Raw genomic sequence first — 24,274 nt, 5'->3', positions numbered from 1 at the left:
ATACGTCAGGGCGGGAACCAGGGCCGTCAGGTTCGCTGTGACCGTCTGACGAATCAGGGGAGCGCTCGGCGTGACCGTCAGCACGGAGTTCGGCGCGTTCACTGTGACGGGCGTCGTCACGGGCGTGCTGCCCCTGGGCGTGACCTGAACCGTGAAGGTGCCGGGCTGGCTGTAGGCGTGACTCAGGGTCGCGGTCGCAGCGGTGGCCGTCAGGGGCTCGGTCGTTCCGTCTCCCCAGTCCACCGTGTAGCTGTAATCCCCGAGCAGGTTCCCCAGATTCAGGGAAGCCGTCAATCCGCTTACCGTTCCGGTGGCCGTCGGCGTTCCCACGCCGACGGTGACGGTGGTGGCCGCGGGCGTGGTGTTGGGCGCATTGAGGGTGACCGTGTAGGGACCGGGAGCGCTGTAGGTGTGCGTTTTCTGGGTGGCAGTGCTGCCAGTGATGGTTTCGGTGGTGCCGTCTCCCCAGTCGAGCGTATACGTCAGGGCGGGAACCAGGGAGCTCAGGTTCGCCGTGACCGTCTGGCGAATCAGGGGAGCGCTCGGCGTGACCGTCAGCACGGAGTTCGGCGCGTTCACTGTGACGGGCGTCGTCACGGGCGTGCTGCCCCTGGGCGTGACCTGAACCGTGAAGGTGCCGGGCTGGCTGTAGGCGTGACTCAGGGTCGCGGTCGCAGCGGTGGCCGTCAGGGGCTCGGTCGTTCCGTCTCCCCAGTCCACCGTGTAGCTGTAATCCCCGAGCAGGTTCCCCAGATTCAGGGAAGCCGTCAATCCGCTTACCGTTCCGGTGGCCGTCGGGGCGGAAACGCCAACCGTGACCGGCGTGGCCGCGGGGGCCGTTCCGGGCGCACTGACGGAGACGGCGTAGGTACCGGGAGTGCTATAGGTGTGCGTCTTTTGAGCAGTGGGACTGCCGGTGATGGTTTCGGTGGTGCCGTCTCCCCAGTCGAGCGTATAGGTCAGGGCGGGAACCAGGGAGCTCAGGTTCGCCGTGACCGTCTGGCGAATTAGAGGAGCGCTCGGTGTCACCGTTAGCACGGAGTTCGGCGCGTTCACTGTGACGGGCGTCGTGACCGGAGCGCTGCCCTGCGGCGTGACCTGAACCGTGAAGGTACCGGGCTGGCTGTAGGCGTGACTCAGTTGCGCCGTGGGCGTGGTAGGCGTGAGCGGTTCTGTCGTTCCGTCTCCCCAGGCGACGCTGTACGCGTGTCCGCTCAGCAGGTCGCCCAGATTCAGGGTGGCGGTCAGGCCACTTGCTGTTGCCGTGGCGGTTGGGGTGGGGACCGTTGCCGTCACGGTGGCGACCACTGGAGTGGTTCCCGGTGAGCTGAGCGTCACGGTAAAGGGGCCAGGCTGCGTGTACGCGTGCGTCTTCTGAGCAGTGGGACCGCCCGTGATGGACGCGGTGGCGCCGTCACCCCAGTCCAGCGTGTAGGTCAGGGTGGGGGTGAGGCGGGACAGATCGGCGGTCACCGTCTGTCCTGCCGGCACACTGGCGGGCAGGACAGACAGGACGGCGTCCGGCACTGCCAGCGTCACCGTGGCGCTCACGGGTGTGCCGCCCTCGGGGGTGACCCGAATGGTGTAGGTCCCAGGTTGGCTGTAGGGGTGTGTCCGCTGCTCCGCCGCGCCGCTGGCGGTCAGCGGTTCGGCGGTGCTGTCGCCCCAGTCAATGCGGTAGGTGGAGTTCCCGACGAGGTTGCCCAGGGCCAGGGTGGCGGTCAGGCCGCTGGCCGCCGTGGAAGCGGTGGGCGCGGGAAGGGTCACGGTGACGTTGGAACTCACAGGCGTGGTGCCCGAACTTGTCACCAGCACGGTGTAGTTTCCGGGCTGCGCGTACGTGTGCGTCTTCTGGGCGGTGGCCGTACCCGTGAGGGTCTCGGCGGTGCCGTCGCCCCAGTCCAGGGTGGTGTTCAGGCCAGCGTTCAGGCCGCTGAGCTCGGCGGTCACCACCTGGGAGACCGCCGCGGAACTGGGAGTCAGGGTCAGGATGGGCGCCGGGTACGACAGGATGACGGTGGTGGTCACGGGCGTGCCGTTTCGTGGGGTGACCCGAATGGTGTAGGTCCCCGGTTGGCTGTAGGGGTGGACCAGTTGTGGAGCGGGGTCGCCCTGGGCGGTGAAGGGTTCGGTGCTGCCATCGTCCCAGTCGATGCTGTACTCGTAGTCACCCAGGAGGTTGCCAAGGGTGATCGTGGCGCTCAGGCCGCTGCCCTGTGCCGCGAGGGTAGGGGTGGGTACCTTGACCGTCACGGCGGCGGTGGCTGGCGTGAGTCCAGGGGTCGAGAGCGTGACGGTATACGTGCCCGGCTGCCTGTAGGTATGCAGGTCCTGCGCGGTCGCGGTGCCCGTGAGGGGGTCGGCGGTCCCGTCGCCCCAGTCCACGGTGTAGGTGAGGGTGGGGTCCAGCGCGCTGGCGTCGGCGCGGACGGACTGGTAGATGGAGGCGTTCGCGGGGGTGACCGTGAGGACCGGATTGGGGGCCGTGACGGTGACGTCCGACAGCACCTGGGCGTTCCGAGCAGCCGTGGGCTGCACCTCACTAATAATGGGGCTGGGGCGGCCAGGAACCGAGTACACGTGCGACAGGGTGACGGTGGGAGTCTGTCCTCCAGGGTTGCCAAAGGTGTCGCAGGGGCCGCCCGGGTTCTCGCCCTCCCAACACAGCGTGTATGTGGTGTCGGCGGGAACACCGTTGAAGCTGATGGTAAAGGGGGTCCCCGCCTGGACGGTGGGCGTGTACGTCAGGGTTCCGGGCGGCGTGTATGCCTGCGCGCCGGCCACGCTGGCGAGCAGGAACAGCAGCGGTGCAGGCCACCGGCGCGCCTTGTTCCGCACTTTCCTGGGAAGGGTGGGGTGGGGGGGGGTCATGGGGACTCCTTGGGGAGAAAGCGGTAGCCCAGGCCCAGGCCGTAGCGGTACGAGGCCGCGGCGGTGGTGGCCGTCGACCGCTCATAGCGGGCGCTGGCGCTGGCATCCAGCCGCGAGGTGACGGCGTAATTCAGCGTGAGGTCTCCCCTTCCAGTCAGGAGGGAGGGGCCAGTTGCCGCGCTGCTCAGGTTCAGGCCCAGGGCCAGTTGCGCACCAAACTGGCCGCTGTTATACGCGAGGGTGCCGCTGGCATTCCCACCACTCCGGTCGCCAGTGCGGCTGTAGGAGACATTTACCCCGCCCTGCCAGGGCTTTTGCTGACCCACGATAGAAGTCTGCAGGGTGAGGGCAGGCGCCGCCTGAGGTGGTGCCGTGAGTGTCGCCGACGCGCCGACGCGCACGCCGCCGACCTGCTTGCTGATATCGGCGCTATAGACCGGTGTGCGCGTGGCCGGAATGACGGAGACGGCCGTGCCGAGGGCCAACTGCTGGGGCAGGGTGACGCGCGCCCCCGCACCGAGCGAGAGGCCCGTTCCGCTGGTGGCAGCGGTGCCACTGACCTGCCACGGACCCCTGACGTAGGTCAGGGCAGCGTTGGCACTGGGTGCCGCACCTGCCGACCAGGAGGCGGCGCCGCTGGCGCTCAGGTCAGGGCGAAGCCGGAGGCTCGCCCCACTGGTGACGTTCAAGCGGGCCACACCCGCTTGAACGCTGAAGCCGGGCACCAGGTACGCAACGGTGCCGCCGCGCGCGTAGGTCAGGGCGCCGGAAACGCTGCTGCTCCAGATTGGGTCGCCCAGCGCAGGCAGCAAAACGGCGGTAGCGGTCGCGTTGGTGGTGAGATTCAATTCACGGCTCAACCGCACCCCCACCCCGACTCCGGCGGTGTGACTCTGGTAGCCGTAGGTTGGGGTCTGACTGCTGGACAGGGTGTAAAGAACGGTGGCGGAGGTCACGGTCAGGCCTTCGGGCGGTGCTTGCGGCACAAACGTGTAGACCACAGTGGCGCTGGTATCCGTGCGCCCAGCGGCAACGTCAGCACTGCGGCGACCGGCGGCCTGAAAGGCATGGTGCGGGCGGTTATAACGCACCCCAAAATTCATGAGGCTGCGTTCGGCACTCAGGTCAAGGACAGTGGAGCTCGGACCCGGTGAGGTCTGGTAATGACCGGAGACGCTCACGCTGTCCAGCCATTCAAGCGGCGGTGGAACGCTGTAGAAGCGCACCTGAAGACTTCCCTCGGCGTGGGCGAGGCCAGCCATGCCCAGCGCGAGTGGGAGCGCACCGCACACGTGCGGGACCACCCGCGCACCCGCGAGCCTGGTCCAGCGCTGTTTGGAAGACCGGGGCGTTCGCTTGCCCTCAACCGGCCCACAGGAGTGTGGTAGAGGGAATAGAGCGTCGTTCCAAACCGCCGGTCCTCCGGAGGGCTGTTCCGGATTTCCCGTCCATGCTGCGGTGTAACGCCCCACGACGGGGCGCCTTGCTGGGTCCACCTTCCTCATACGTTGTGCCTCTTTTGCGTGCTTCTGCGGGGCGTGGCTGCGGGGAGGGCCGGGGCGTGTTCACGTGTGTTAAGGCCAGGACATGGAGCAGAGGGAGGAGCGGTGGACGACCGCCCTCACCCTGGCCTCCTGGGGTCAATTTGTGAAAATAAATTTGCCTTCAAAAAAAGCAAGGGGGTCTCACATAAACACTCTAGACGCAACGGCGTTATCGAAGCGTTATGCGGTAAGAGGAGGCTCGACAGCACCGAGAAAGTCAGGAGGAGCCAGGGAGAACAACTGCCGGTAGAGCCGCGTGGCTGGCGTGCGCCACGCTGGATCAGCGGCGGAGAGGGCGCGGGCCGCCTGATAGTGCACGTCCAGGATCCCTGCCTCTTCAGCCAGTCCTGCGGCCTCCAGCAAGTCGGCTCTGGCATCCACGCCATTGCCGAACCGCGCCCGCAACAGCAGGCTCCGCGCCAGCAGTTCGCTCATCTGGGATGTCCGGGACTGCCTGACGGCCGCGTCTGCCAGGGCAGCGGCCTGCACGTCCTCGCCTCCGAGGCTGGCCACCAGCGCCAGAGCGTGGTTGGCCGCCACCTGCGTGAGCGGCACCTGAACGTGGACGGCGAGTGCACGCACGTGCCCGCTCCACTGTTCTGCTTCGGCCCGCCGCTTCAAAAAGGCGTACGTGGACGTGAGGCCGCTGAGCGCCAGCGAGAGCCGGACAGGATCACCCACGTGCTGGGCCGTGCTCACCGCTTGGGACAGCAGTGCGGCCGCCTCTTCATAACGCCCGGCATACAGGGCCAGTAAGCCGCGCCGATGTTGCAGGTCCAGCAGGTGCGGAGGGTAGGCACGGAGGGATGGCTCCGCCGCGTCCAGTTCAGCCAGGGCCTTGCGGTAGCGGCCCTGGCTGATCGATACGGTCGCCTGATGCACCTGCCGCACCCCCAGATCGAATGGGGAGGCTGGGGAATTGAATGGGAGCGCGAGGACCGCTTCGGCTTCCGCGAGCCGGCCCAGCGCCCAGTATGTCCAGCCCAGGTTCCCGGCGTACCACGCGGGGACCGGGGGCTGCCCCCCGCGTGTGGCAGGGACCTGAAAGCGCTCATACAACTGGGCCGCCTCACTGAACCGGCCGGCCATCCACAGCAGCAGTGCGTGCTCATTCGTGATCTCTGCGCGCCAGGGTGCCAGCGCTTGCGCCGTGAGAATCGTCTTTTCCGCTGCCGCGTACTGCCCGGCGCGGAGATGAATGGCGAACTGCGCGCGGCACAAGTCCGCCTGCTCGGGTTCGGTGAGGTGCCCCCGCGCCAGCTCGGTCGCCCGGACGATTTGCGTGAGGGCGTCTTCCAGTCGACCACACAGCCGGTACAGTTCTGCGAGGGCCGCGTGAGTCTCCACCTGCCGGCGAATCCCCGGTGTGGAAAGCAGTACGGCCTGAAACGCCTGTTCCGCTTGCGCTGGGTCCTGACCACGCAGGGCCATTCCAAGGCCGTATTGCGCCTCGAGGACACTTTCCCGCGCTGAATCACCGGCAATCACGGCGCGGCGGAAATCCCAGGCGGCGTCCGACCAGGCGCCGCGGCTGAGCGCAACCCAACCGGCCTTCACCCAGTGCGGCGCGGCGCTGTTGGGTTGACCCGCAGCTTCCCAGTGAAGCGCCAGGTGCTCAGGTGCAGCCCTCTTTGGGTGGGTGTCGGTCCGGCTTTGCAGGTGTGCCGCTATTCTGGCGTGCAGGAGTGCGCGTACGGGAAGCGGCACGCTCCGGAGGGCTGCCTGCGCGATCAGATCGTGCGCAAAGCGCGAACCGCTCATAATCTGCGCCGCTTCCAGTTCTGCCCAGGGCTGTACGAGGTCCAGGGGATGAAGGTCCATGACGTACGCCGCCAGCTCCGCATCAAATTCCGAACCAGCCACCGCGGCCACGCGGGCCAGGCGCAGTGCTGACGCCGGAACACCCTCCAGGCGGCGGTAGAGCAGCGGTTCCAGTTGCGGGGGCACCGGGAGGGCCCTCAGTTCCTCTCCATGGCCCGGTAGCCTGCCAACGTCTATCAGGCTGCGCAGCGTCTCCAGGACAAACAGTGGATTTCCCCCCGTGTGCCGCCACAACGCGCCCACCAAGGACGCCGCCACCGGCCCGGGTTCCTGCCGCTCCAGAAACGCGGACGTCAGGGCCTGGACGCCCGCTTCACGCAGAGGTTGGAGCTCAATGGTGAGTGCGGCCCGACCCTCCACCAGCCGCGCAACCGTCTTCAGCCGCGCAAAGGGGAGTTCACCCTGCCGGAACGTCATGCCCACCTGCACGCCCAGCGACCGCCACTCGGGTTGCGAGAAGACAAACATCCAGGCTTCCCAACTCGCCTCGTCCATCCACTGGTCATCATCGAACATGAGGCTGCCCGGTCCGCCAAAGCCGCTTCCCGCCTGTGTGGCGAGGGCCAGCGGCAACAGGGAAGTGACCAGCCGGGTCACCGCTTCCAGGAAGCGCCGCTGCGCCGCCGGAGAGCGGAGTGGCTCCGTTCCCGGTTCTTCGGACCACAGGTCCGGCAGCAGGTGCGCGGCCCCCACACGGACCCAGTCCTCCAGCGGTTCCGGTGTCGACGCCAGGCCCAGCACCTTGGCATCCTCGTACGCCTTCAGGAGCTGCCGGGCCAGCCGCCCCAGCGCCAGGTAAGGCACCGCCTCATCATTTGGGCGTGACGCCAGGCACAGCACAGGTCCCCGCGCGCGCAGGACCTCGCGCAGCAGCCGCGTCTTGCCCACGCCGGGCGGGCCACTCACGATGACGTTCTGCCCGGCGTCCAGGGCCGCGTTCAGCCGTGTCCATTCGGCCTCGCGGCCCACCAGGGGAGGCTGCCAGGTGGGGGCAGTGGGCAGACCCGGCGTGTCCACCCCGCTGGCCGACCGGATCCCGTCCGCCAGCGCCAGCGTTTCCGGTGTGGGAGACACGCCCAGTTCCCGCCGCAGGGTCTCCCGACACGCGTAAAATGCCTCCAGCGCGGCGGCGCGGTCTCCCCTGCCCACGTGGAGGGTCATGATCAACCGGTATGCTGGTTCGGACAGCGGATCGAGTTCGAGCAGGCGCGCCGCGCGCCGCAGGGCGCCGCCCAGGTCGCCCGCCGCCTGATCGGCGCGGCATCGCTGCCACAGGGCGTCGCGGCGCAGCGCCCTGAAACGTTCGCGCTCGGCGAGGAGCCACTCCTCGAACGCTGGGCAATCGCTAAAATCCTTTCCCGCCAGCAGTTCGCCCTCCCAGCCGGGTTGTTCCAGGTCAGGCTCCCCCAGGCCTGCTGGCCCGGACGCCGGCAACGCAGACGCGGCCAGCAGGGAGGCCGTCACATCCGCATGAACGTGCGCCGCCAGCGCCAGCAGCGGCTCGCCCACCACCAGGTCGCCGTAGGAGCGCAGTCGCCACAACACCTGACGCAGGTTGTTGCGCGCCGAGTGGTTCGGCACGCTTGGCCAGAGCAGCCCCGCCACCCGCTCCCGCGTCACCTGGCCTTCGAGGCACACATACGCCAGGACGCCCGCCGCCTTGCGCTCCAATAGCCGGACCCGGCCCCCCACCACGAGGGACGGCGTTCCCAGGAGGTTCAGGGTGACGGCAGGTACGGAGGGGAGCACCGCTCCACTCTAGCTGCACTTTGAAAATGTTCAGGAACCACCAAATATGGCCGTGCGGGCAAGGCGGGTGAGTTTGCGTCCTGGGCACCCCCCTGCAGGCGCGCTGGTTCAGGGTCCAGGTGGTCCGGGGGATATCCAGGCGGCAGAGGAGCCAGACGCAGACGTGGACCGGGCCGTCCTCGCCTTCCTGACCGGGTCCGGCCGCGATGGGGTCCCGGGAGCCAGCGACCAACGCCCGAAAGCCCGCGTGGCTACGGTTCAGAGCACGCTGGGCGCTTCCTCTCGGCGCTGCCCCATCACGCCGTGGAGCCCTGCCAGTGAGACCGGCCCAACCGCTCCACGAAAAGTGCCTGGACGACTCCAGAGATGCACCCGGACTTGAAGAGGCCCGGTACCCGAACGTCCCTGCACGTCGCGCGGCATTTCAAAAGGGAATGAACGGTCCGAGTAAAACAGCGCGGCCGCCCTCAACCTCGGCGGCGCTGTCCACTGGCTGTGCCGGACTGGGGCGCACACTTCTTTGGCTTGCCCCACCGGTTCATTAAAGCGTGGTGGGGCAAGCCTTTCATGCAGGGCCACATGCTGGCTCTTTTGACGCACGGGGCGCAGCAGTGCCGACCTGCACCTGGGCCCGCTTCGCTACTCCCTGACAGGTCCGGACGGTGTGGACTGACGGGCGACTTCGAGTTGCGTATTGGGCAGGGCGAGCGTGACGAGAAACCCCAGTCCGGCAAGCACGCTCGCCAGCAGGAACACTTCGGTTACAGCATTTGTCAGAGACGCACGTAAGGCCAGCAGAATCTGACCGAACACCGTCTGCCCGGCCAGATGCGTGACGGCTCCCTGGACCTTCTCCAACGCCTCGGGACTCGTCAGGACATTCGGATTGGTCACGGCTTGCCGCAGGGCAGGCGGAAAGGTATGGGCGACGGCGGGGAGTTGAACGGCATGCAGGTTGACGCTTTGAATGGTTCCAAACACGGCAGCGCCGATCGTACCGCCCATGTTGCGGAAAAATTGGTTGACCGACGTTGCCACGCCAAGCTTCTCGCGGGGAAGCGCATTTTGCACGGCGAGCGTAAAGAGACTGTTGGTTGGGCCGAGCCCGAGGCCCAGCATCACCATCAGGCCGGTCACCAGGAGTGCGGAGGTGGTGGGCGTGATGAGATGGCCGAGAAACATGGCGACGGTCATGGTGAACAGACCCGCGAGGATAAATGGCTTGTAGCGGCCAGTGCGGGAAACGGCGAGCCCCGCTGTGGTGCTGGTCAGGATCAGGCCAAGCATGAGGGGCGAAAGGGTCAACCCGGAATTTGTTGCGGAAGCGCCTTTTACCGCCTGCATGTAGAGCGGCAGGTACAGGATGGCCCCGTACATGCCGGCCATGCTCAGGAACCCGGCGACGTTCGAGATGGTAAAGGTGGGGTTGCGAAACAGGCCGAGCTCCAGGATCGGACTGCTGGATTTGGCCTGCCGCACGATGAAGGCCGTGAGCATGACGGCCGCACCGACCAGCAGGCCAAGCACCTGCACCGACGTCCAGGCATAGGTGGTGCCCGCCCAGGTCAGCGCCACCATCAGGGGCACGGTCGTGGCGATGAGCAGGAGCGCACCGAGGTAATCCACCCGCGCCGGGCGGGGCGTGAGGGGAACGCGCAGGTAGCGGGTGATCACGAAGAAGGCGAGGACCGCGAAGGGGATGTTCACGAAGAACACGCTGCGCCACGAAAGGTGATCGGTCAGGAGACCGCCGACAAGCGGACCAACGACGCTGGATACCCCGAAGACAGCTCCCGTGAATCCCTGGTACTTGCCGCGCTCGAGGGGCGTGAAAATGTCACCGATGGTGGCGAAGGCCATACTCATCAGTGCGCCACCGCCGAGGCCTTGCAAGGCGCGAAAAGCGATGAGTTCCCCCATGCTTTGGCTGAAGCCGCCCAGGACAGAACCCGCGGAGAAGAGGAGAATGCCGATGAGCAAGATCGGCTTGCGGCCATACATGTCGCTGAGTTTTCCGTAGATGGGAATGCTGACCGTCTGCGCCAGGGTAAATCCCGTGAACGCCCAGGTGTACAGGTTGAGGCCGCCAAGTTCTGCGATGATCCGCGGCAGGGCCGTGCCGACGACGGTGGTGTTGAGAGAAGAGAGGAACAAGACGACGAGGACGCCAGCGAAAGCGAGCATTTTCTCGCGCGGCGTCACAGGTCTTCTCCCGGGTTGAAGTGACCCTCCAGCACCATCAGGCTCTGTTCGGCCCCTTCGAGGTCGGCGGGTGGAATGGCCTCAAAGCGCCGCGTCAGGGCGGTGCGGGCGAGGGTCCGCGCTTCTCGCAGCGTCGCTTCGCCCTGAGGCGTTAAACGCAGCTGGAAACGGCGGAGGTCGCCAGGATGGGCGTGGCGCTCAAGGAGGCCGGAGGTAACAAGCTGGTCGATGAACCTGCTCGTGGAGGGTGCGGGCGCGCCGACGCGCCGGCTGATGACTGTGGGGGAGTGGTGGCCGTCGGCGACCGCGGCGAGAACCTGAACTTCTTTTGGTTGTAAGCCGAGGGCGCGCTCGAGGTCAGGGTGGATGGTTTCGTGCAGGAGGCGGTAGAGGCGCCCAACGCGGCGCATAAATGCCAGGGGGTCCAAGGTGGGTGACGCGTTCACGCCTGGCATCTTAACATTTCCATTCGGAACATTTTCAAATGAAATAAGCAACCTGTGCTCAAGCGTGCTCCGCCCCGCTCTACCGCAAAATTCCCAGCGCGAAGGGCGGCCCGCCTCTCTTCGAAAAAGCCTTCGTGCTGGCCAGGGACATCAACGCGGACCTGGTGGTGCCGGCGACCCGGCACCACCAGTGACGCCGCCGGTCACGCCTCCAGGAGGATGCGGGCCTTCACCCGACCGACCGTGTCCCTCACCGGGGACGCCCTGCTGCTGGTCAGAACGGAAAGTCGTCCGGGGCATCTGGGCGCGGGGAGAGCGGTTCCCGGACTCCGTGCCTCTGCCCGCCCGCACCGTTTGGGTTACGGCCTGCGCGGCGCGTTGGGTGGTGCGTCCCAACGGCTGGCAGGACTGCGAATTCTTCGGCTTACTCCACGGAGAGCTTTCGTGCGGATGTGCGGCGGCGCTTGGCCCCGTACATGCGCGCGTCCGCCAGTTCTGTGACTGCGGCAGCTTGGCCCGCCTCCAGGTTGTGCGCCACCCCCACACTGGCACCAATCCGGCCGGTCGCCCCCTGCTGCGCTGCGGACACCGCTCCCTCCACCATCCGGTTTACCTCGTCATCCGCGTAAACGCCTGGCAGCAGGAGCACGAACTCGTCTCCACCCAGCCGGTACACTCCACCCCGGTTCCCCACTTCGGCCTGCAGGGCCTGTGCGAACAGGCCAAGCACCTTGTCGCCCTGCGCATGCCCCTCAGTATCGTTCAGGGCCTTGAACCCATCGAGGTCCATCAGGGCCACCGTGAACGCCTCTCGTGACCGCTGATACTGCTCGAGGTCTTCATCAAAGGCCCGGCGGTTCAGCGCTCCGGTGAGGGCGTCTTGCCTTGCCGCCCGGGCGGTCGCATTCCAGATCACCCGTTCGTGAAACGCTGCGCGCACGCTCCGCCCCGCCGCTTCCAGAAGCGTGCGGTCGCTGTCGCGCCAGGGCAGTTCCCGCTCCTGATTTACCCGCAGAGTCAGCATCAAGAACGTCTTTCCCTCCCAGGTCCCCAGGGGAACCCAGGCGGCCGCCTGCAACCCTGCCTCAACAACCTTGGGGAGCGCGCTGGGATGTTCACGGTACGTATCGAGGTAAAACGGCTCGGTGAGCCCCTCCATGATGTGGGTGACGCTGTGCCCCGCCATATTGAGGTGCTCGGCCAGGTCAAACAGGACCGGGTGGAGCTCCGGCTGTCCATACACCCGCTGCGTACAGGGTCGACCGTTCTCGAAGACAATCAGCCCCGTCCAGTCCGCACGAATCGCCTGCCCGATGAGGCCGGCGGCTTCCCGGGCCGCCTCTTCCGGCGTAAGTGGCAAGTCCATCAGGTCGTGAACAGCTTCCAACGTTCTGGCGTGCGCCAAGCTCCGGCGCAGGTCCTCGGCCTGGTCTGCCTGGGTACTGATCTGCTGCTGCATCTGCAGCACGTGGCTGCGCAATTCCAACTCGTTGATGGCCATCGCCGCAAGGTCTTGAAGGGCGCGGAGGTCCTCTTCATCGAGTGGATGCGGCTTGTCGTCCGTGATACACAGGGTACCGATGCGGTGACCCCGAGGGGTAATCAGCGGGGCACCGGCGTACATATGAATGTGGGGTTCCCCCACAACCATGGGATTGTCTGCGAAACGTGGATCAGCGGGTGCGTTGGGCACGACGAAGGGCGTGTCTTCCAGGATGGTCCACGCGCAGAAAGAGTGCTGGCGGGGCGCCTCTGAATCGCCGAGACCCACCATGGCTTTCCCCCATTGCCGGTCGACATCAATGAAGTTGATCACCGCCACTGGGACGCGAAGGAAGCGGGCAGCGAGGCGGGTTACACGGTCAAAAACTTCCTCACGGGCCGTATCGAGGACGTGATATTGCGCCAGATCAAGCAGGCGCGCAGCTTCATCAGGCGGGACAGGCGCTCCGGGCATAGCTGCAGTGTAAAAAATTCAGCTGAGAATTCTCATACGTCTCGCATTTGTTTGACCGCGTCCGGACGGTTGAGCGCAGTGCGCTTCACGTACACCGGGTTTGTGCTGGGCACCGACCAGGTCATGCGGGCGTAGGGCGGGCCTCCGCTGACCGTGGGTCCCAGCGTCCCGGTCCCCCACCGCTCCCCCAGCCGGCCGTGGAGACCCCCCGGTACGCCTACAGCAGGAGCGGCTTGGGACGTCGGAACGCCGTGCTTCCGAGTGCAGGAGTCCCAAACGTTTTGAGGCGCGCAGCTGCGGGCGCACATCCCTTCGCCTTCCATTCGGACCCCAGTCCCTGCCGCTCACCAGAAAGGCAAAGACCGTCGCCCCTCCCTGCTCCAGCCTCTGCGCCCGCTCCTCGCTGCTCTGCATCCGGCCCTTCCCCGGGAAAGCCAGCGCGGTCCATACCAGAACCCACGGGGTGGTCATTCACAGCAGGTGGCGCCGGGGGCAGTTGTGCCGGCTCCGCTGACGGCGGCGCGCGTCACAAGCGCTGCCCACCCGAAAAAGCTCCAGCGTGTTACAGCCGTTCAGGGCCGAAAGTGCCGGCGTCCAGGCATCAATAACGTCGCCCGGTGAGCAGCATCCACCTCGACAGTTCGAGCTTTCCAGCCAGGCGATGGGGCGGCGAACCCTTCGGGTACACCGGCGCCCGGCCCCCCCTGATCAGGGCGAGAACTGCCCCGCGGCCTATGGAGACCGGCCACCTCGGTATGCAGCGCAGGGATGACCAGGAGTTTGCCGCCGCTTCGAGAGGGCCTCAACGGCCGTATCGGCTCACGCCCTGCGCCACCCCTGCGGTCACTGGACCGGCCCCGCCTCTGGGGCATGACGCTGACCGATATGGCCCACTGAAGACCGTGACGGTGGTGCCTTTCCTGGACGACGTGCGCTTAGCGGTGTAATTGCCCGGAGGCGCTGAGGAGACGCTCCAGACCGCCGAGGATCAGATCAAGGCCGAATTCGAAGCGTTCCACGCGTCCGCCCATCTTCACAATCTCGGTCACGACTGCGTGGAAGTGCGGGTAATGGTCGGCGGGAATAAGCTCCACTCCGGCTGCGGCCATCTGCGCCGCCTCTTCCGGCGCGAAGGGAAGGTTGAGCTGCTGGAGGGTAAAGCCGTAGATGTGGCCATCGAGCGCGTGCCACGCGTCAAGGGTCTGCTCGACGGTAAAGCCGCCGCGGCGTAGCCAGGCGAACGTCCGGTCGAGGTAGCTCAGCATGGCGGGTCCAATGTTGACCCGCGAGCCCATCAGGGAGCAGGCCCAGCGGTGGCGCAGCAGCGCCTGGTGTGCCGAGATTGCGCGCCGGCGCATCGCGTCTTTCCAGTCATGGGCGCCCTGAGGCACGTCGATCTCGGCGATGACGAGGTCGATCAGGCCGTCGATCAGGGCGTCTTTGTCCTTGATGTGTTTGTAGAGCGACATCGCCTCGACGCCGAGCGCCTGGCCGAGTCGGCGCATGCTGAGCGCTTCGAGGCCATGCAGATCGGCCAGATCAAGGGCGGCCCGGAGGATGCGCTCGCGCGTGAGTGGGATTCGGGGTTCGGAGTTCGGGAGGTCTGGGACAGTCATGGTGTGCTCCTGAGGTGGGGGCCAAAGGCTGACTTGACAAGTTTACACTGTAAGCCTAAGCTTACACCGTAAACCGCGGCGGCATTCTTTTTCCCTGATGCCTCTTCCCCACCTCCAGGAGACTCACCGTGACTGTCGCCTCGCCTGACCAAGATTCAACCCGTCCTTCCTCGCCTTCGGCCCCGGCACTTACAGCTGGGCTGGCCCTGATGCTCATGGCGGCCCTCGCCCTCTCCGCAGAGTTCCTTGTCCGTTCTCGCCTGATCGACCCGCACGACTTTGCAGCGACGCTGGGCCGCCTGCGCACCTCCGAACCGCTTTTTCGGGCCGGCATCGCCTCCAACCTGATCGTCGCCCTGCTCGACGTCGTTGTCGGCGTGGCCCTGTACCAGGTCTTCCAGCACGCCGGGCGAGGACTCGCCCTGTTGGCAGCAACCAACCGCGTGGTCTACGCCGCCGTCTTCGCTACCGCGACCCTCGGTCAGCTTCTCGCCTTGCGCCTCGCCACCGGTGACGGCTTCCCACCCAGCGGCCACTCAGACCAACTCGCGGCAGCGTTTCTGGACATGTACGCGTTCGGCTGGCAGATCGGGCTGACGTTCTTCGCCTTTCACCTCGCGGTGCTCGGCGGGTTGATCGTGCGCTCCGGCGCTGCCCCCCGCTGGATTGGCGCGCTGCTGATCCTCGCCGGGGCTGCGTACCTCATCGACGCCTTTGCCACCGTGCTCCTGCCCAACTACGCCGACTATGCCGCGGTCCTCAAGGCCTGCGTCGCCCTGCCCGCCACGGCTTCAGAACTCTCGCTGTGCGCCTGGCTGATCACCTACGGCAAGCGGGCCAGACGCGCCGGGCCAAGCACACTCCAGGCCGCCTAGCGCCTTTGTCCGAATGGCGCCGCGCGTGGAAGGGCAGCCCCCACGGCTCCCCATTCTCCCCATGCGGATTTCGTTCGCCGGGACCAGTCAAAAACTGCACGTTGACATACGCTCTCGGCGCTGGCCACCACTTCGCTTTTTCTGCTTGAAGCCTTCTTTTGCCACTGGAACGTGTTCAGAGAAGGCTTCAGCGTCATCGGCCCCATCCCGTGGTCTTCAAAGTGCGTCTGAAAAGACCCAGGGTGTGCGGCCGTCCCAGTGGCGCCCCACCGCGCGGACCATCACTTCATACACGGCGTTCCCAGCGGTTCGCAGCAGAGCGTTCATCCCTGACCGTGCGCCTGGACTCCCATGGCCAAAGCGCCGCTCCACCGCCGCGGGTCCTGTGTATGTCCGCCTTCAGCACCGCGTGCAGCAGCCAGCACTCTGCAAGGTGGCGCAGGGCAACAAGAGCGTGCAAGCCCGAACCGGACACGTGCGCGTCCGGTCCCCAGCGGCTGACGGCGGCTTCCGTTCAGCTGCCAGTCGCGTTTCGGGTCGCGCAGGCCAGCGTGGCGGAGCCGTTTCCCACCTTCAGGCTCCACAGCGCCCTGCCCGACTGAGGCCAAAACCTTCCCCGGCGGCTTTCAGCGCGCTCAGGAGCACGGGGCCATCCACCAGACCCCATCGAAAACTGTGGCCTGTCAAGCACTTCTAAAAATAGAAGTGTTCTAGGGTTCAAAATATGACCCCTACAGGAGCAAACGATCCCAAGTACGAGCTGGCACAGCAACTGGGGTGGGATTTCGAACTCTTCCACTCCTTCGCCAGTCCTCTGATTCGCGTCGAAATGCTGGAGGAGATGGAGCGACTTGAACTGTCTCACCAGCAGATCGGCCTGCTCTTCTATTTACGCGCGCAGCCCGTGCAGTCGTTATCGGAGGCCGCGAAAGCCATTCGCCTTTCCCTGCCTGCCACAAGCCACCTGACCGAACGGCTCGTACAGAGGGGACTGATTGACCGCTCGGAAAATCCCCTCAACCGACGCCAGAAAAACATTGCCCTGGCACCTTCGGGCCTTGCCTTGCTCGACCGCCTGGAGGCCGCGACGGCCAAGGCTTACGCGCAGCTGCTCCTCCACGCGCCGACTGAAACGCTGGACCGGCTTCAGTCATGCACCCGCATCTTGAGGGAGGCCCTCCTCTCGCGCCCCTGCACGTTTCACCCTCACGCTCAAGACACTTCCCAGGACGACGAATGACCCAAGCCCAACAACACATCAATTACGCAGAGACGCTGGACCTCCGTACCAAGCAGTTCATCATCGTGGGGGTACTCCTCGGCCTGTTCCTGAGCGCCCTCGACCAGACCATCGTCTCTACCGCGCTCCCCCGCATCACGCAGGAACTCAATGGACTGCCGCTGTACTCCTGGGTGACCACAGCGTACCTGCTGACCAGCTGCGCCATGGTCCCCATCTACGGGAAGCTTTCAGATCTCTACGGGCGTAAGCCCATTTTGCTGGTTGGCATTGCCGTCTTCCTGCTGGGTTCTGCCCTGTGTGGCCTCTCCGGTGAACCGTTTCTCGGCGGCCTGTTTGGCGGCGGCATGATGCAACTTGTCGTGTTCCGGGGCGTGCAGGGCATTGGTGCCGCCGCCCTTGCCACCGTCGCCTTCGCCATCGTTGCGGACATTTTTGAACCCCGGGACCGTGCGAAATACCAGGGGCTCTTTGGTGCCGTGTTTGGACTTTCCAGCGTCGTTGGGCCGCTGTTGGGCGGATTTCTGACCGACGGTCTCAGCTGGCGCTGGGTCTTCTACGTCAACCTCCCGCTCGGCCTCATTGCCATCGCCTTTATTACCGCCAAGATGCCCCGACTGGCGAGCGGGCTGAAGGCCATTATCGATTACGTCGGCGCAGCGCTGATCGTGATTTTCACTGTCCCGTTGTTGCTGGCCCTGACCTGGGGAGCAGACGGCAACTACGCCTGGACCAGCGCCACCGTCCTGGGTCTTTTTGCCTTGTCCGCTGCGGCCCTGGTGGCCTTCATCTTCTGGGAAGCGCGTCATCCCAGCCCGATCGTATCCCTCTCGCTCTTCAAGCTTCCCACGTTCACGTGGGTCATGATCGCGCGCTTCCTCATGGGTGCCGGTTTCCTGGGTGCAGTTCTGTTCACCACGCTGTACCTGGTCAACGTCAAGGGATTCAGCGCGACGGGTGCGGGTACGGCCACCATCCCCCTGACCTTCGGTTTCATTCTTGGGGCGCAGAGTTCTGGCCTGATCGCGTCGCGCATCGGTCGGTACAAGAAATTGCTGGTGGGCGCGTTCGCGCTGGCCACCCTCGCCTTCTGGTGGTTGTCGACCATCAATGCCGACACCTCTTACCCGCTGTTGGCGGCGCGCATGGTTTTGGTTGGTGTTGGGCTGGGTCCGTCGGTCGCGCTGTTCAACCTTGCCGTGCAAAACGCGGTTCAGCCGTATCAGATTGGCGTGGCGACATCCGCGGGGACGTTCTTTCAGCAGTTGGGCAGCACCATCGGCGTCGCCATTTTTGGCACCGTGCTGACGAGTACCTTGAGTACGCAGTTCAAGCAGAACTTCGCCGAGGTGGCCCGCACCGCTCCACCCCAGCTCCAGGCACAGATCGCAAAATTTCAACAGGGCACGGCGTCGGGCGGCCAGGGTGGTCAGGGCTTTGACCTCGAGGCGGTCAAACGCCAGGCCGAACAGGGGATCCGGCAGTCCTTTGCCCAGCAGTACGCGGGGATCGAGCAGGCTATACGCAGCGGTGACCCCGCACAGTTCGCGGCCCTCAAGAACAGTCCGCAGGTTCCCGCCCCGTTACGTACAGGCCTGGCCAACATACCAAACCAGGCCGTGCAGAGCCCCCAGGGGCAGACGCAGATCCTGACCCGGTTGCGTACGGGCCTTGATACAGCGCAGGCCCAGGCGCTCCAGCAGACGGACACCACGCTTGACAAAGTGGGGCGCGCCGTGAAGGTCAGCTTTGCCAACAGCATCGCGCGCATCTACCGTTTCGGCATCTTTGTGATTCTTCTGGCGCTGCTCGCCGTGCTGTTTCTCCCTGATCGCCGCCTGGAACTGCGCCGGCCCGGTTCAGGCGTGACTCCAGCTGCGGTGGATTAGTTTCCAAAACTCCCACCAGGATCAGGACGACTTCTCAACCCGGAGTAGAGGTTTTACCCCCTTGTGCGGGCCAGAGTGACTGGCCCGCACAAGGGGGTAAAACCAACTCCATTTTGTTCCCGTCCACATCAGTGCTGCCCATCAGGACGCCGTTGACCTTGCCGTGCGGCTGAAACTCTTCGGGAGCAGCGCGCAAACGGACCAGCGAGCGCCCCGCCACAGGAGCCGCCTTCCTGATGGAAACGACTGGAGGTGCGGGGTCGGCGCAAAGCCGTACAGGACGGGCACCAGGCCTCCGAAACATCCGCTCTACCGTGAACGCCCCTCCCGCAACCACGTCGGGTGGCCCCACCAATCTCGCCCAGGCAGGTCAGCTCAGCAGGGTGACGGATACGAATATCCCGTGGGGCTCCGCTCCGGAGTCACCTGCTTGACAACGCCCGTTCGCCAGACGAGACCCGTGGAATCCGCACCAGGGTACGGACGGACCGCGAGGAACCGTCCACATAAGCGGAGGGCTGGAGGTCCGCATGGCCGTTGCTCCGCCTCTACCTGTCACCCGACACCCTGACGCCGGAGCGCACAGAACATGGCCTTGCTTTCCGTTGAGGGCTTTCCAAAGTGGTGGCAGCCGCCCCCAGGACGAGCCCCATTGAGATGGACAACGCCTCTTCACCGGGCGTCCATACGCACGCCCATGAAGGCCAAAGGCTGCGACCTCGCGTTTCTTCCACCTGACGACCCAGACTTCAGGTCCATTGAACTTATGTTTGCCCAGAGGACAGCAGCTGTGAGCGCCGGCTTGCGGCGAACCCCCGATCAACTCCCCCGCCAAGCCTGTCCCGTGGCCCCGTTGGGACAACGGTAAAGCCGCCCAAGCCGCTGTGGAGAGCGCGACTGGCGCGACACCGACTGACTGCCCGGAAGGCGCAGAGGGTGAGCCGGAAGTGGGCTGCCCGTTCCCCTCTGCGCCAGTACCCTGAAGTGCGGATGGAAGTGGCCTTAGGGGACGACCGGGTGATGGAGGACTTTGGAGAGCACCTGCGCCGCTGCTCCCCGTGCGGGAATATAGGTGCTGTCCGTGCGGACGTGCAGCCGAACGGGAGCCGCCGACGCATACAGGTGCCGCTGATGCTTTTCGAAGAAGGTCAGTGCGGGTTGGAGAAGGGCGCCGCCCAAACGGGTCAAGGCACCTCCAATCACGATATCGCTGGGATTGAAGGTGTGGTGCAGATTCGTCAGGAGCATTCCCAGCGCTTCACCTGCCCGCTGAAGGGTGACCTGCACGTCTACGTCCTGCAAGCGCGCTTCCAGCGCGTCTTCGAGCAGAAGGCCGGGGGGAATGCCCAGGGCCGCGCGGATGGCCCAACCGCTCACCAGCGTTTCGGCACATCCCCGGTTGCCGCAGTGGCAGTACAGTCCTGACGCCTGCAATACCGAATGCCCGATCTCGCCGGCCAGGCCCTGGGTTCCCCGCAACAGATGGGGAACGGGCGTCCCCAGCATCAGGCCGCTGCCGATCCCCGTTCCCAGACTGATATAGGCGAGCAGTTCCGGCTCCTCCCGTTCGGAAAAGTAGACCTCACCGAAGGCGGCGGCTTTCGCCTCGTTCTCGAGCAGCCAGAATCCGCCCAGATCGGGAAGAAGCGGCTTCAGCAAGGACAGAAAAGGCACGTCTCGCCAACCCAGGTTCGGAGCAAACAGGAGGGTCGGCTCGTGGAGCGCCACCGGTCCCGGAACCGCCACACCCAGTCCCAGGATCTCACGTCCCGAGAGCTCAGGCCGGCGCAGCAATTCCCGGAGGAGGCTGGCAAGGGCCTGTGCAGTGGCTTCGGGTGTGGTTGAGGGAACCATGACGGCGCGGTGGGTCAGGATTTGACCCGTCAGCGTGCAGCCGACGAGCCGCAGGCCCTGTACCCCGACTTCCGCGCCCAGCAGCGCGTGCCGCCCCTCATTGAGGTGGAGGGCGCGCCCCGGACGTCCAACGCTTCCCTGCTGCCAACCGCCTTCGATCAGCCAACCCTGTTCCAGCAGTTCCTGCACCATCATGCCGACGGCGGCCTTGGTCAACTGGGTTCGTAGGGCGAGGTCGGCCCTGGAAATGCCAGGTTCTCGGCGAACCATTTCCAGGATGGCCGACCGATTGAGCTGTTTGAGAAACCCCTGGTCTCCGGCGCGGTGGTGAAGGGGCGATAAGGTCATGGGCCTATCCTTTCAGGCGGACGCGAAAGTGGCGGAGCTCCAGCGGTCTTGGAAGCGGCATGTCCCGTTCTGTATAGCGGAGATTTGCACGCCCGCCGAAGCCCTACCCAGGAGAGGTGGGCAGCGTGGCCGAATGACAGGGCCACTGGCCGCGCTCGCAGTTCACCCCCTGTATGCCGCAGGAGGTGGTGGCCCACACGGGCCGTTCCTCCCGTCTGCCTTCTGCCAGAGCGCACAGAAAGTTAAACGGATGAACCAATATACCCCTCAAATCCATAGGAACCGGAAATACTTGTTTGGTTTTCCACATATGAACCCGAAGAAGTCCCGCCTGGATCGTCTAGGGCTCCCCTTGACTTTTTCCGGTTGAGGCGCTTACTCTCGAATTAGTTAATAAAGTTTAACTAATGGATACCGCTGCTGACCTTCCAGTCGGGCAGGGGCGGAGTCATCCCGGAGGAACGTATGAAGAGATTCAGCACGGCCGCCCTCGTCCTCGCCACCACCGTCTCCCTCGCCTCCAGCGCCGCCGCCCAGAAGTCGGTTACCGTCGGTGTCAGCTGGTCGAATTTTCAGGAGGAACGCTGGAAGACCGACGAGACGGCGATGAAGGCGCAGCTGACCAAACTGGGAGCGAAATACATCAGTGCGGACGCGCAGAGCAACAACGAAAAGCAGATCTCGGACATCGAGAGCCTCATTACCCGCGGCGCAAACGTCCTGATCGTGTTGGCGCAGGACAACGAGGCCATCTTGCCCGCCATCAGCCGCGCCAAGGCCGAGGGGATTCCCGTCATCGCCTATGACCGCCTGATTGAGGACCCCAGCGTTTTCTACCTCTCCTTCAACAACCGCGAGGTCGGGCGTCTTCAGGCGCAGATGATCTACAATGTTAAAAAGTCCGGTAACTTCGCTTTTATCAAGGGCAGTCCCAGCGACCCAAACGCGGACCTGCTGTTTGCTGGGCAGATGGACGTTCTTGGGCCAGCCATCAAAACGGGAAAGATCAAGAAAGTGGGCGAGCAGTACACCGAAGGCTGGAAGCCTGAGGTCGCTCAGAACAACATGGAACAGATCCTGACGGCCAACCGCAACAAGGTCGACGCCGTGGTAGCCAGCAACGACGGCACCGCGGGCGGCACCGTGGCGGCGCTCGCGTCCGTCGGTCTTGCCGGAAGGGTCCCGGTCTCCGGTCAGGACGCGGACAAGGCCGCCCTGAACCGCATCGCGCGTGGTCTTCAGACCGGCACCGTCTGGAAAGACGCCCGCGTCCTGGCAACCGAGGCCGCCCGTATCGCCGTGCAGCTCGCGGGTGGCACGAAGCCGAACGCCATCAAGGGAGCCACGCCGTTTAACGGCGGGCCGAAGAAGGTCAGCGTAAGCAGCATTCTGCTCAAGCCCACGGTAATTACGCGGGCGAACCTCAACCAGATCATCAGCGCCAAATGGGCCACCAAAGCCGAGGTCTGCCAGGGCGTGTCCGGCGCTTCTGCCCCCGCTGCCTGCCGCTGACGACCACTTCCGCACCGTCAGGCCTCGCCCATGGGTCTGACGGTGTGCCCCTGATGTTTTCCGGAGGACTCCATGCAACGCCCACTCACCTCGGGGCACCTCGCGGCGCGCCCAGGTCTCCTTCACCGGCTTCAGCTCGACGGCCGCCTCGTTTCCCTGCTGCTCGCCACCGCGGCCGTGTGGCTCGCCTTTCACCTGCTCACTGGCGGCACCTTCCTGAGTGCCCGTAACCTGTGGAACTTGTCCGTTCAGACCTCCTCCGTTGGCGTCATGGTCGGTGGGATGGTGCTGGTCATCGTGATGCGGCACATTGACCTGTCCGTCGGTTCCGTCCTTGGAGTCACAGGCATGTTTATGGCTGTCCTCAACGCCCGGATACTGCCGGACGGCACCTGGAGCGGTTGGCTGACGCTGCTCGCAGGTCTCCTGATGGGCGGAATCATCGGTGCGCTCCAGGGAGCGTGGATCGCCTACCTGGGCATTCCGGCGTTTATCGTTACGCTGGGAGGCCTCCTGGTCTGGCGGGGCTTTGCCTGGATCCTGACCTCTGGGCAGACGGTCGCGCCCCTCACCGACAGCTTTCAGGTGTTCGGCGGCGGGTTGGGCGGGTCGATCGGTGGGCCGTGGAGTTGGGCCGTGGGCCTTGCCCTGGCAGCGGCCGTGATCGTAGGAGACCTCCGCAATTACCGCCGTCGGGCACGCAGCGGCCTTACCCAGCGTGATCCGTGGCTCCAGGGGCTGGTCACGGCGTGCAGCGTCGCCCTCATTATCGGCTTCATCCTGATTATGGTGGGGTACCCCGATCCGCGCACCGGCCTGCCGCGCGGCATGCCCGTCCCCGTCCTGATCATGCTGGGGGTTACGGCCCTGATGATGTGGGTGGTGCGCGCAACGCGCTTCGGACGGTATGTCTACGCGTATGGTGGAAATCCCGAGGCCGCCCGTCTGGCGGGCATCAACACCGCGCGCCTGACCGTGATGGTGTTTTCCGTGATGGGCCTGCTCGCGGCGCTCGCGGGCGCTGTCCAGACCGCCCGCCTGAACGCAGGGACGAACTCGACGGGCACCCTGGCCGAACTCAGCGTTATTGCGGCCGCGGTAATTGGCGGGACGAGCCTCAGTGGGGGTACCGGAAGTATTCCTGGCGCGTTCCTGGGTGCGCTGTTTATGAGCAGCCTGATCAATGGCATGTTGCTGATCGATCTGTCCAGCGCCGTGCAAAACGTTGTGCAGGGCCTCGTGCTGGTCCTGGCCGTTACGCTCGACACCCTGTACCGCCGACGGAGTGCGCCGTGACCGGGGCTTTTTCAAGACCCCAGGAACACCTGGAGGAGCGTCCCCAGCAACCGATCATCGAGATGCGCAACATCAGCAAGCGCTTCGGGGGTGTTCATGCCCTGGAAAACGTCACGGTGGATCTCTATCCGGGCGAGGTCGTGGGCCTTCTCGGACACAACGGGGCAGGGAAAAGTACGCTCATCAAAATCCTGGCCGGGGCCTACACCGCCGACGAGGGACAGATTCTGATGGGTGGCGAGCCTGTACGGCTGCACGGCCCCAGGGACGCCCAGCGCCTGGGAATCGAGACCATCTACCAGACGCTCGCGCTGGCCGACAATCTCGACGTGCCCGCCAACATCTTCCTTGGGCGGGAATTGATGCGCGGCGGCACCCTGGATGAGGACGCCATGGAGCTCGAAGCGCGTAAACTTCTGGACCGCCTGGGCGTGGTGAATGTCCGCAACCTCAAGCAGCCGGTAATTGGCTTTTCAGGCGGACAGCGGCAGAGCATCGCCATCAGCCGCGCCGTGTATTTCAAGGCGCGCGTGCTGATCATGGATGAACCCACGGCGGCGCTGGGGCCCCAGGAAACGCAACAGGTCAATGAGCTTGTTATGGCGCTCAAGCGGGAGGGCGTCGGTATTTTTCTGATCAGTCACGACTTGCACGACGTATTTGACCTCGCCGACCGCCTGACGGTCATGAAAAACGGCCGGGTGGTGGGTACCGTCCCCAAGCACGAGGTTACACCGGACGAAGCGCTGGAGATGATTATTGCGGGCAAGCTCCCACGTGCGCTGCGCGGGGCAGAGGCGTCTGGGCCGGCTTGAAACGCCGCTATGGGGGCCAAGCACTCTGTCCTGATGCCACTTCGCCTGAGCTGCGCGAAGAGCGTACCGCACATGGTCAATGGCGCGCGCAGCTGGAGAACATGTTCTACGCCTCTCCCGCGGACCGTACCCGAGTCCCAAATGCACCCGCGCATGCTGGATTCGGAAACACCGCCCTCCGGGAGAGGGCAAAGATGCCCTACACACGGCCCCTCGCAATCGCCTGAATCCACAACGTT

The 24,274-nt window shown here is 65.2% G+C and carries 14 protein-coding genes; 6 read left to right on the top strand and 8 right to left on the bottom strand.

Features of this window, described 5'->3' with window-relative positions:
• The 7 genes from B9A95_RS36485 to B9A95_RS30430 form a co-directional block, all read right to left on the bottom strand.
• A partial coding sequence (locus B9A95_RS36485) for a PKD domain-containing protein (RefSeq protein WP_139807176.1) occupies window positions 1–2,871 on the bottom strand: 2,871 nt, incomplete at its 3' end.
• A complete protein-coding gene (locus B9A95_RS30455) occupies window positions 2,868–4,163 on the bottom strand; it encodes a hypothetical protein (protein WP_084051338.1) in 1,296 nt (431 codons plus the stop codon). The genes B9A95_RS30455 and B9A95_RS36485, both read right to left, overlap by 4 nt.
• 432 nt (window positions 4,164–4,595) lie before the next feature.
• On the bottom strand, window positions 4,596–7,985 hold the full coding sequence (locus B9A95_RS30450) for an ATP-binding protein (protein WP_084051337.1): 3,390 nt from the start codon (window positions 7,983–7,985) through the stop codon (window positions 4,596–4,598).
• Window positions 7,986–8,624: 639 nt separating this feature from the next.
• Complete coding sequence (locus tag B9A95_RS30445) at window positions 8,625–10,187, bottom strand: MDR family MFS transporter (protein ID WP_084051336.1); 1,563 nt, start codon at window positions 10,185–10,187, stop codon at window positions 8,625–8,627.
• The gene (locus B9A95_RS30440) at window positions 10,184–10,633 is read right to left on the bottom strand and encodes a MarR family winged helix-turn-helix transcriptional regulator (RefSeq protein ID WP_170928879.1); all 450 of its coding nucleotides are present in this window, start codon (window positions 10,631–10,633) and stop codon (window positions 10,184–10,186) included. Before B9A95_RS30440 ends, B9A95_RS30445 begins: the two co-directional genes overlap by 4 nt.
• Window positions 10,634–11,057: 424 nt before the next feature.
• Window positions 11,058–12,590 carry a sensor domain-containing diguanylate cyclase gene (locus B9A95_RS30435; protein WP_084051334.1) on the bottom strand — a complete coding sequence of 511 codons (1,533 nt, stop codon included), beginning with the start codon at window positions 12,588–12,590 and terminating at the stop codon, window positions 11,058–11,060.
• 935 nt (window positions 12,591–13,525) lie between these two features.
• Window positions 13,526–14,206 carry a TetR/AcrR family transcriptional regulator C-terminal domain-containing protein gene (locus B9A95_RS30430; RefSeq protein WP_084051333.1) on the bottom strand — a complete coding sequence of 227 codons (681 nt, stop codon included), beginning with the start codon at window positions 14,204–14,206 and terminating at the stop codon, window positions 13,526–13,528.
• A 128-nt stretch (window positions 14,207–14,334) separates the two neighbouring features.
• On the opposite strand from B9A95_RS30430, the gene B9A95_RS30425 reads away from it, so the two are divergent.
• The 3 genes from B9A95_RS30425 (at window position 14,335) to B9A95_RS30415 (ending at window position 18,210) form a co-directional block, all read left to right on the top strand.
• Window positions 14,335–15,081, top strand: coding sequence for a DUF4386 domain-containing protein (locus B9A95_RS30425; protein ID WP_084051332.1), 747 nt, complete (start codon window positions 14,335–14,337; stop codon window positions 15,079–15,081).
• A gap of 724 nt (window positions 15,082–15,805) precedes the next feature.
• Window positions 15,806–16,321 (top strand): MarR family winged helix-turn-helix transcriptional regulator, encoded by a 516-nt coding sequence (locus B9A95_RS30420; protein ID WP_084051331.1) that lies wholly within the window; start codon window positions 15,806–15,808, stop codon window positions 16,319–16,321.
• On the top strand, window positions 16,318–18,210 hold the full coding sequence (locus B9A95_RS30415) for an MDR family MFS transporter (protein ID WP_139807175.1): 1,893 nt from the start codon (window positions 16,318–16,320) through the stop codon (window positions 18,208–18,210). The genes B9A95_RS30420 and B9A95_RS30415 overlap by 4 nt, the downstream gene beginning before the upstream one ends.
• Before the next feature lie 1,002 nt (window positions 18,211–19,212).
• On the opposite strand, the gene B9A95_RS30410 is transcribed toward B9A95_RS30415, so the two are convergent.
• The gene (locus tag B9A95_RS30410) at window positions 19,213–20,412 is read right to left on the bottom strand and encodes an ROK family transcriptional regulator (RefSeq protein ID WP_084051330.1); all 1,200 of its coding nucleotides are present in this window, start codon (window positions 20,410–20,412) and stop codon (window positions 19,213–19,215) included.
• A 465-nt stretch (window positions 20,413–20,877) separates the two neighbouring features.
• Between B9A95_RS30410 and xylF the strand changes: the two genes are divergently transcribed.
• The 3 genes from xylF to B9A95_RS30395 all read left to right on the top strand — a co-directional run bounded on the left by xylF (window position 20,878) and on the right by B9A95_RS30395 (window position 24,035).
• The gene (gene xylF / locus B9A95_RS30405; protein WP_084051329.1) at window positions 20,878–21,924 is read left to right on the top strand and encodes a D-xylose ABC transporter substrate-binding protein; all 1,047 of its coding nucleotides are present in this window, start codon (window positions 20,878–20,880) and stop codon (window positions 21,922–21,924) included.
• Between the two features lie 72 nt (window positions 21,925–21,996).
• Window positions 21,997–23,220 (top strand): sugar ABC transporter permease, encoded by a 1,224-nt coding sequence (locus tag B9A95_RS30400; RefSeq protein WP_084051328.1) that lies wholly within the window; start codon window positions 21,997–21,999, stop codon window positions 23,218–23,220.
• The gene (locus tag B9A95_RS30395; RefSeq protein WP_245808603.1) at window positions 23,217–24,035 is read left to right on the top strand and encodes an ATP-binding cassette domain-containing protein; all 819 of its coding nucleotides are present in this window, start codon (window positions 23,217–23,219) and stop codon (window positions 24,033–24,035) included. Before B9A95_RS30400 ends, B9A95_RS30395 begins: the two co-directional genes overlap by 4 nt.
• Window positions 24,036–24,274 lie beyond the last annotated feature (239 nt).

Source organism: Deinococcus hopiensis KR-140 (genome assembly GCF_900176165.1).
Classification (GTDB): domain Bacteria; phylum Deinococcota; class Deinococci; order Deinococcales; family Deinococcaceae; genus Deinococcus; species Deinococcus hopiensis.
The sequence above is the reverse complement of the archived record's forward strand: the minus strand, read 5'-3'. Positions and strand labels throughout refer to the sequence as shown.

Excerpts from the sequence above, each read along its gene's own strand:
- B9A95_RS30435 (WP_084051334.1), bottom strand. The coding sequence starts at position 12,590 with ATGCCCGGAGCGCCTGTCCCGCCTGATGAAGCTGCGCGCCTGCTTGAT.
- B9A95_RS30430 (WP_084051333.1), bottom strand. The coding sequence starts at position 14,206 with ATGACTGTCCCAGACCTCCCGAACTCCGAACCCCGAATCCCACTCACG.
- B9A95_RS30420 (WP_084051331.1), top strand. The coding sequence starts at position 15,806 with ATGACCCCTACAGGAGCAAACGATCCCAAGTACGAGCTGGCACAGCAA.
- B9A95_RS30415 (WP_139807175.1), top strand. The coding sequence starts at position 16,318 with ATGACCCAAGCCCAACAACACATCAATTACGCAGAGACGCTGGACCTC.
- B9A95_RS30410 (WP_084051330.1), bottom strand. The coding sequence starts at position 20,412 with ATGACCTTATCGCCCCTTCACCACCGCGCCGGAGACCAGGGGTTTCTC.
- xylF (WP_084051329.1), top strand. The coding sequence starts at position 20,878 with ATGAAGAGATTCAGCACGGCCGCCCTCGTCCTCGCCACCACCGTCTCC.
- B9A95_RS30400 (WP_084051328.1), top strand. The coding sequence starts at position 21,997 with ATGCAACGCCCACTCACCTCGGGGCACCTCGCGGCGCGCCCAGGTCTC.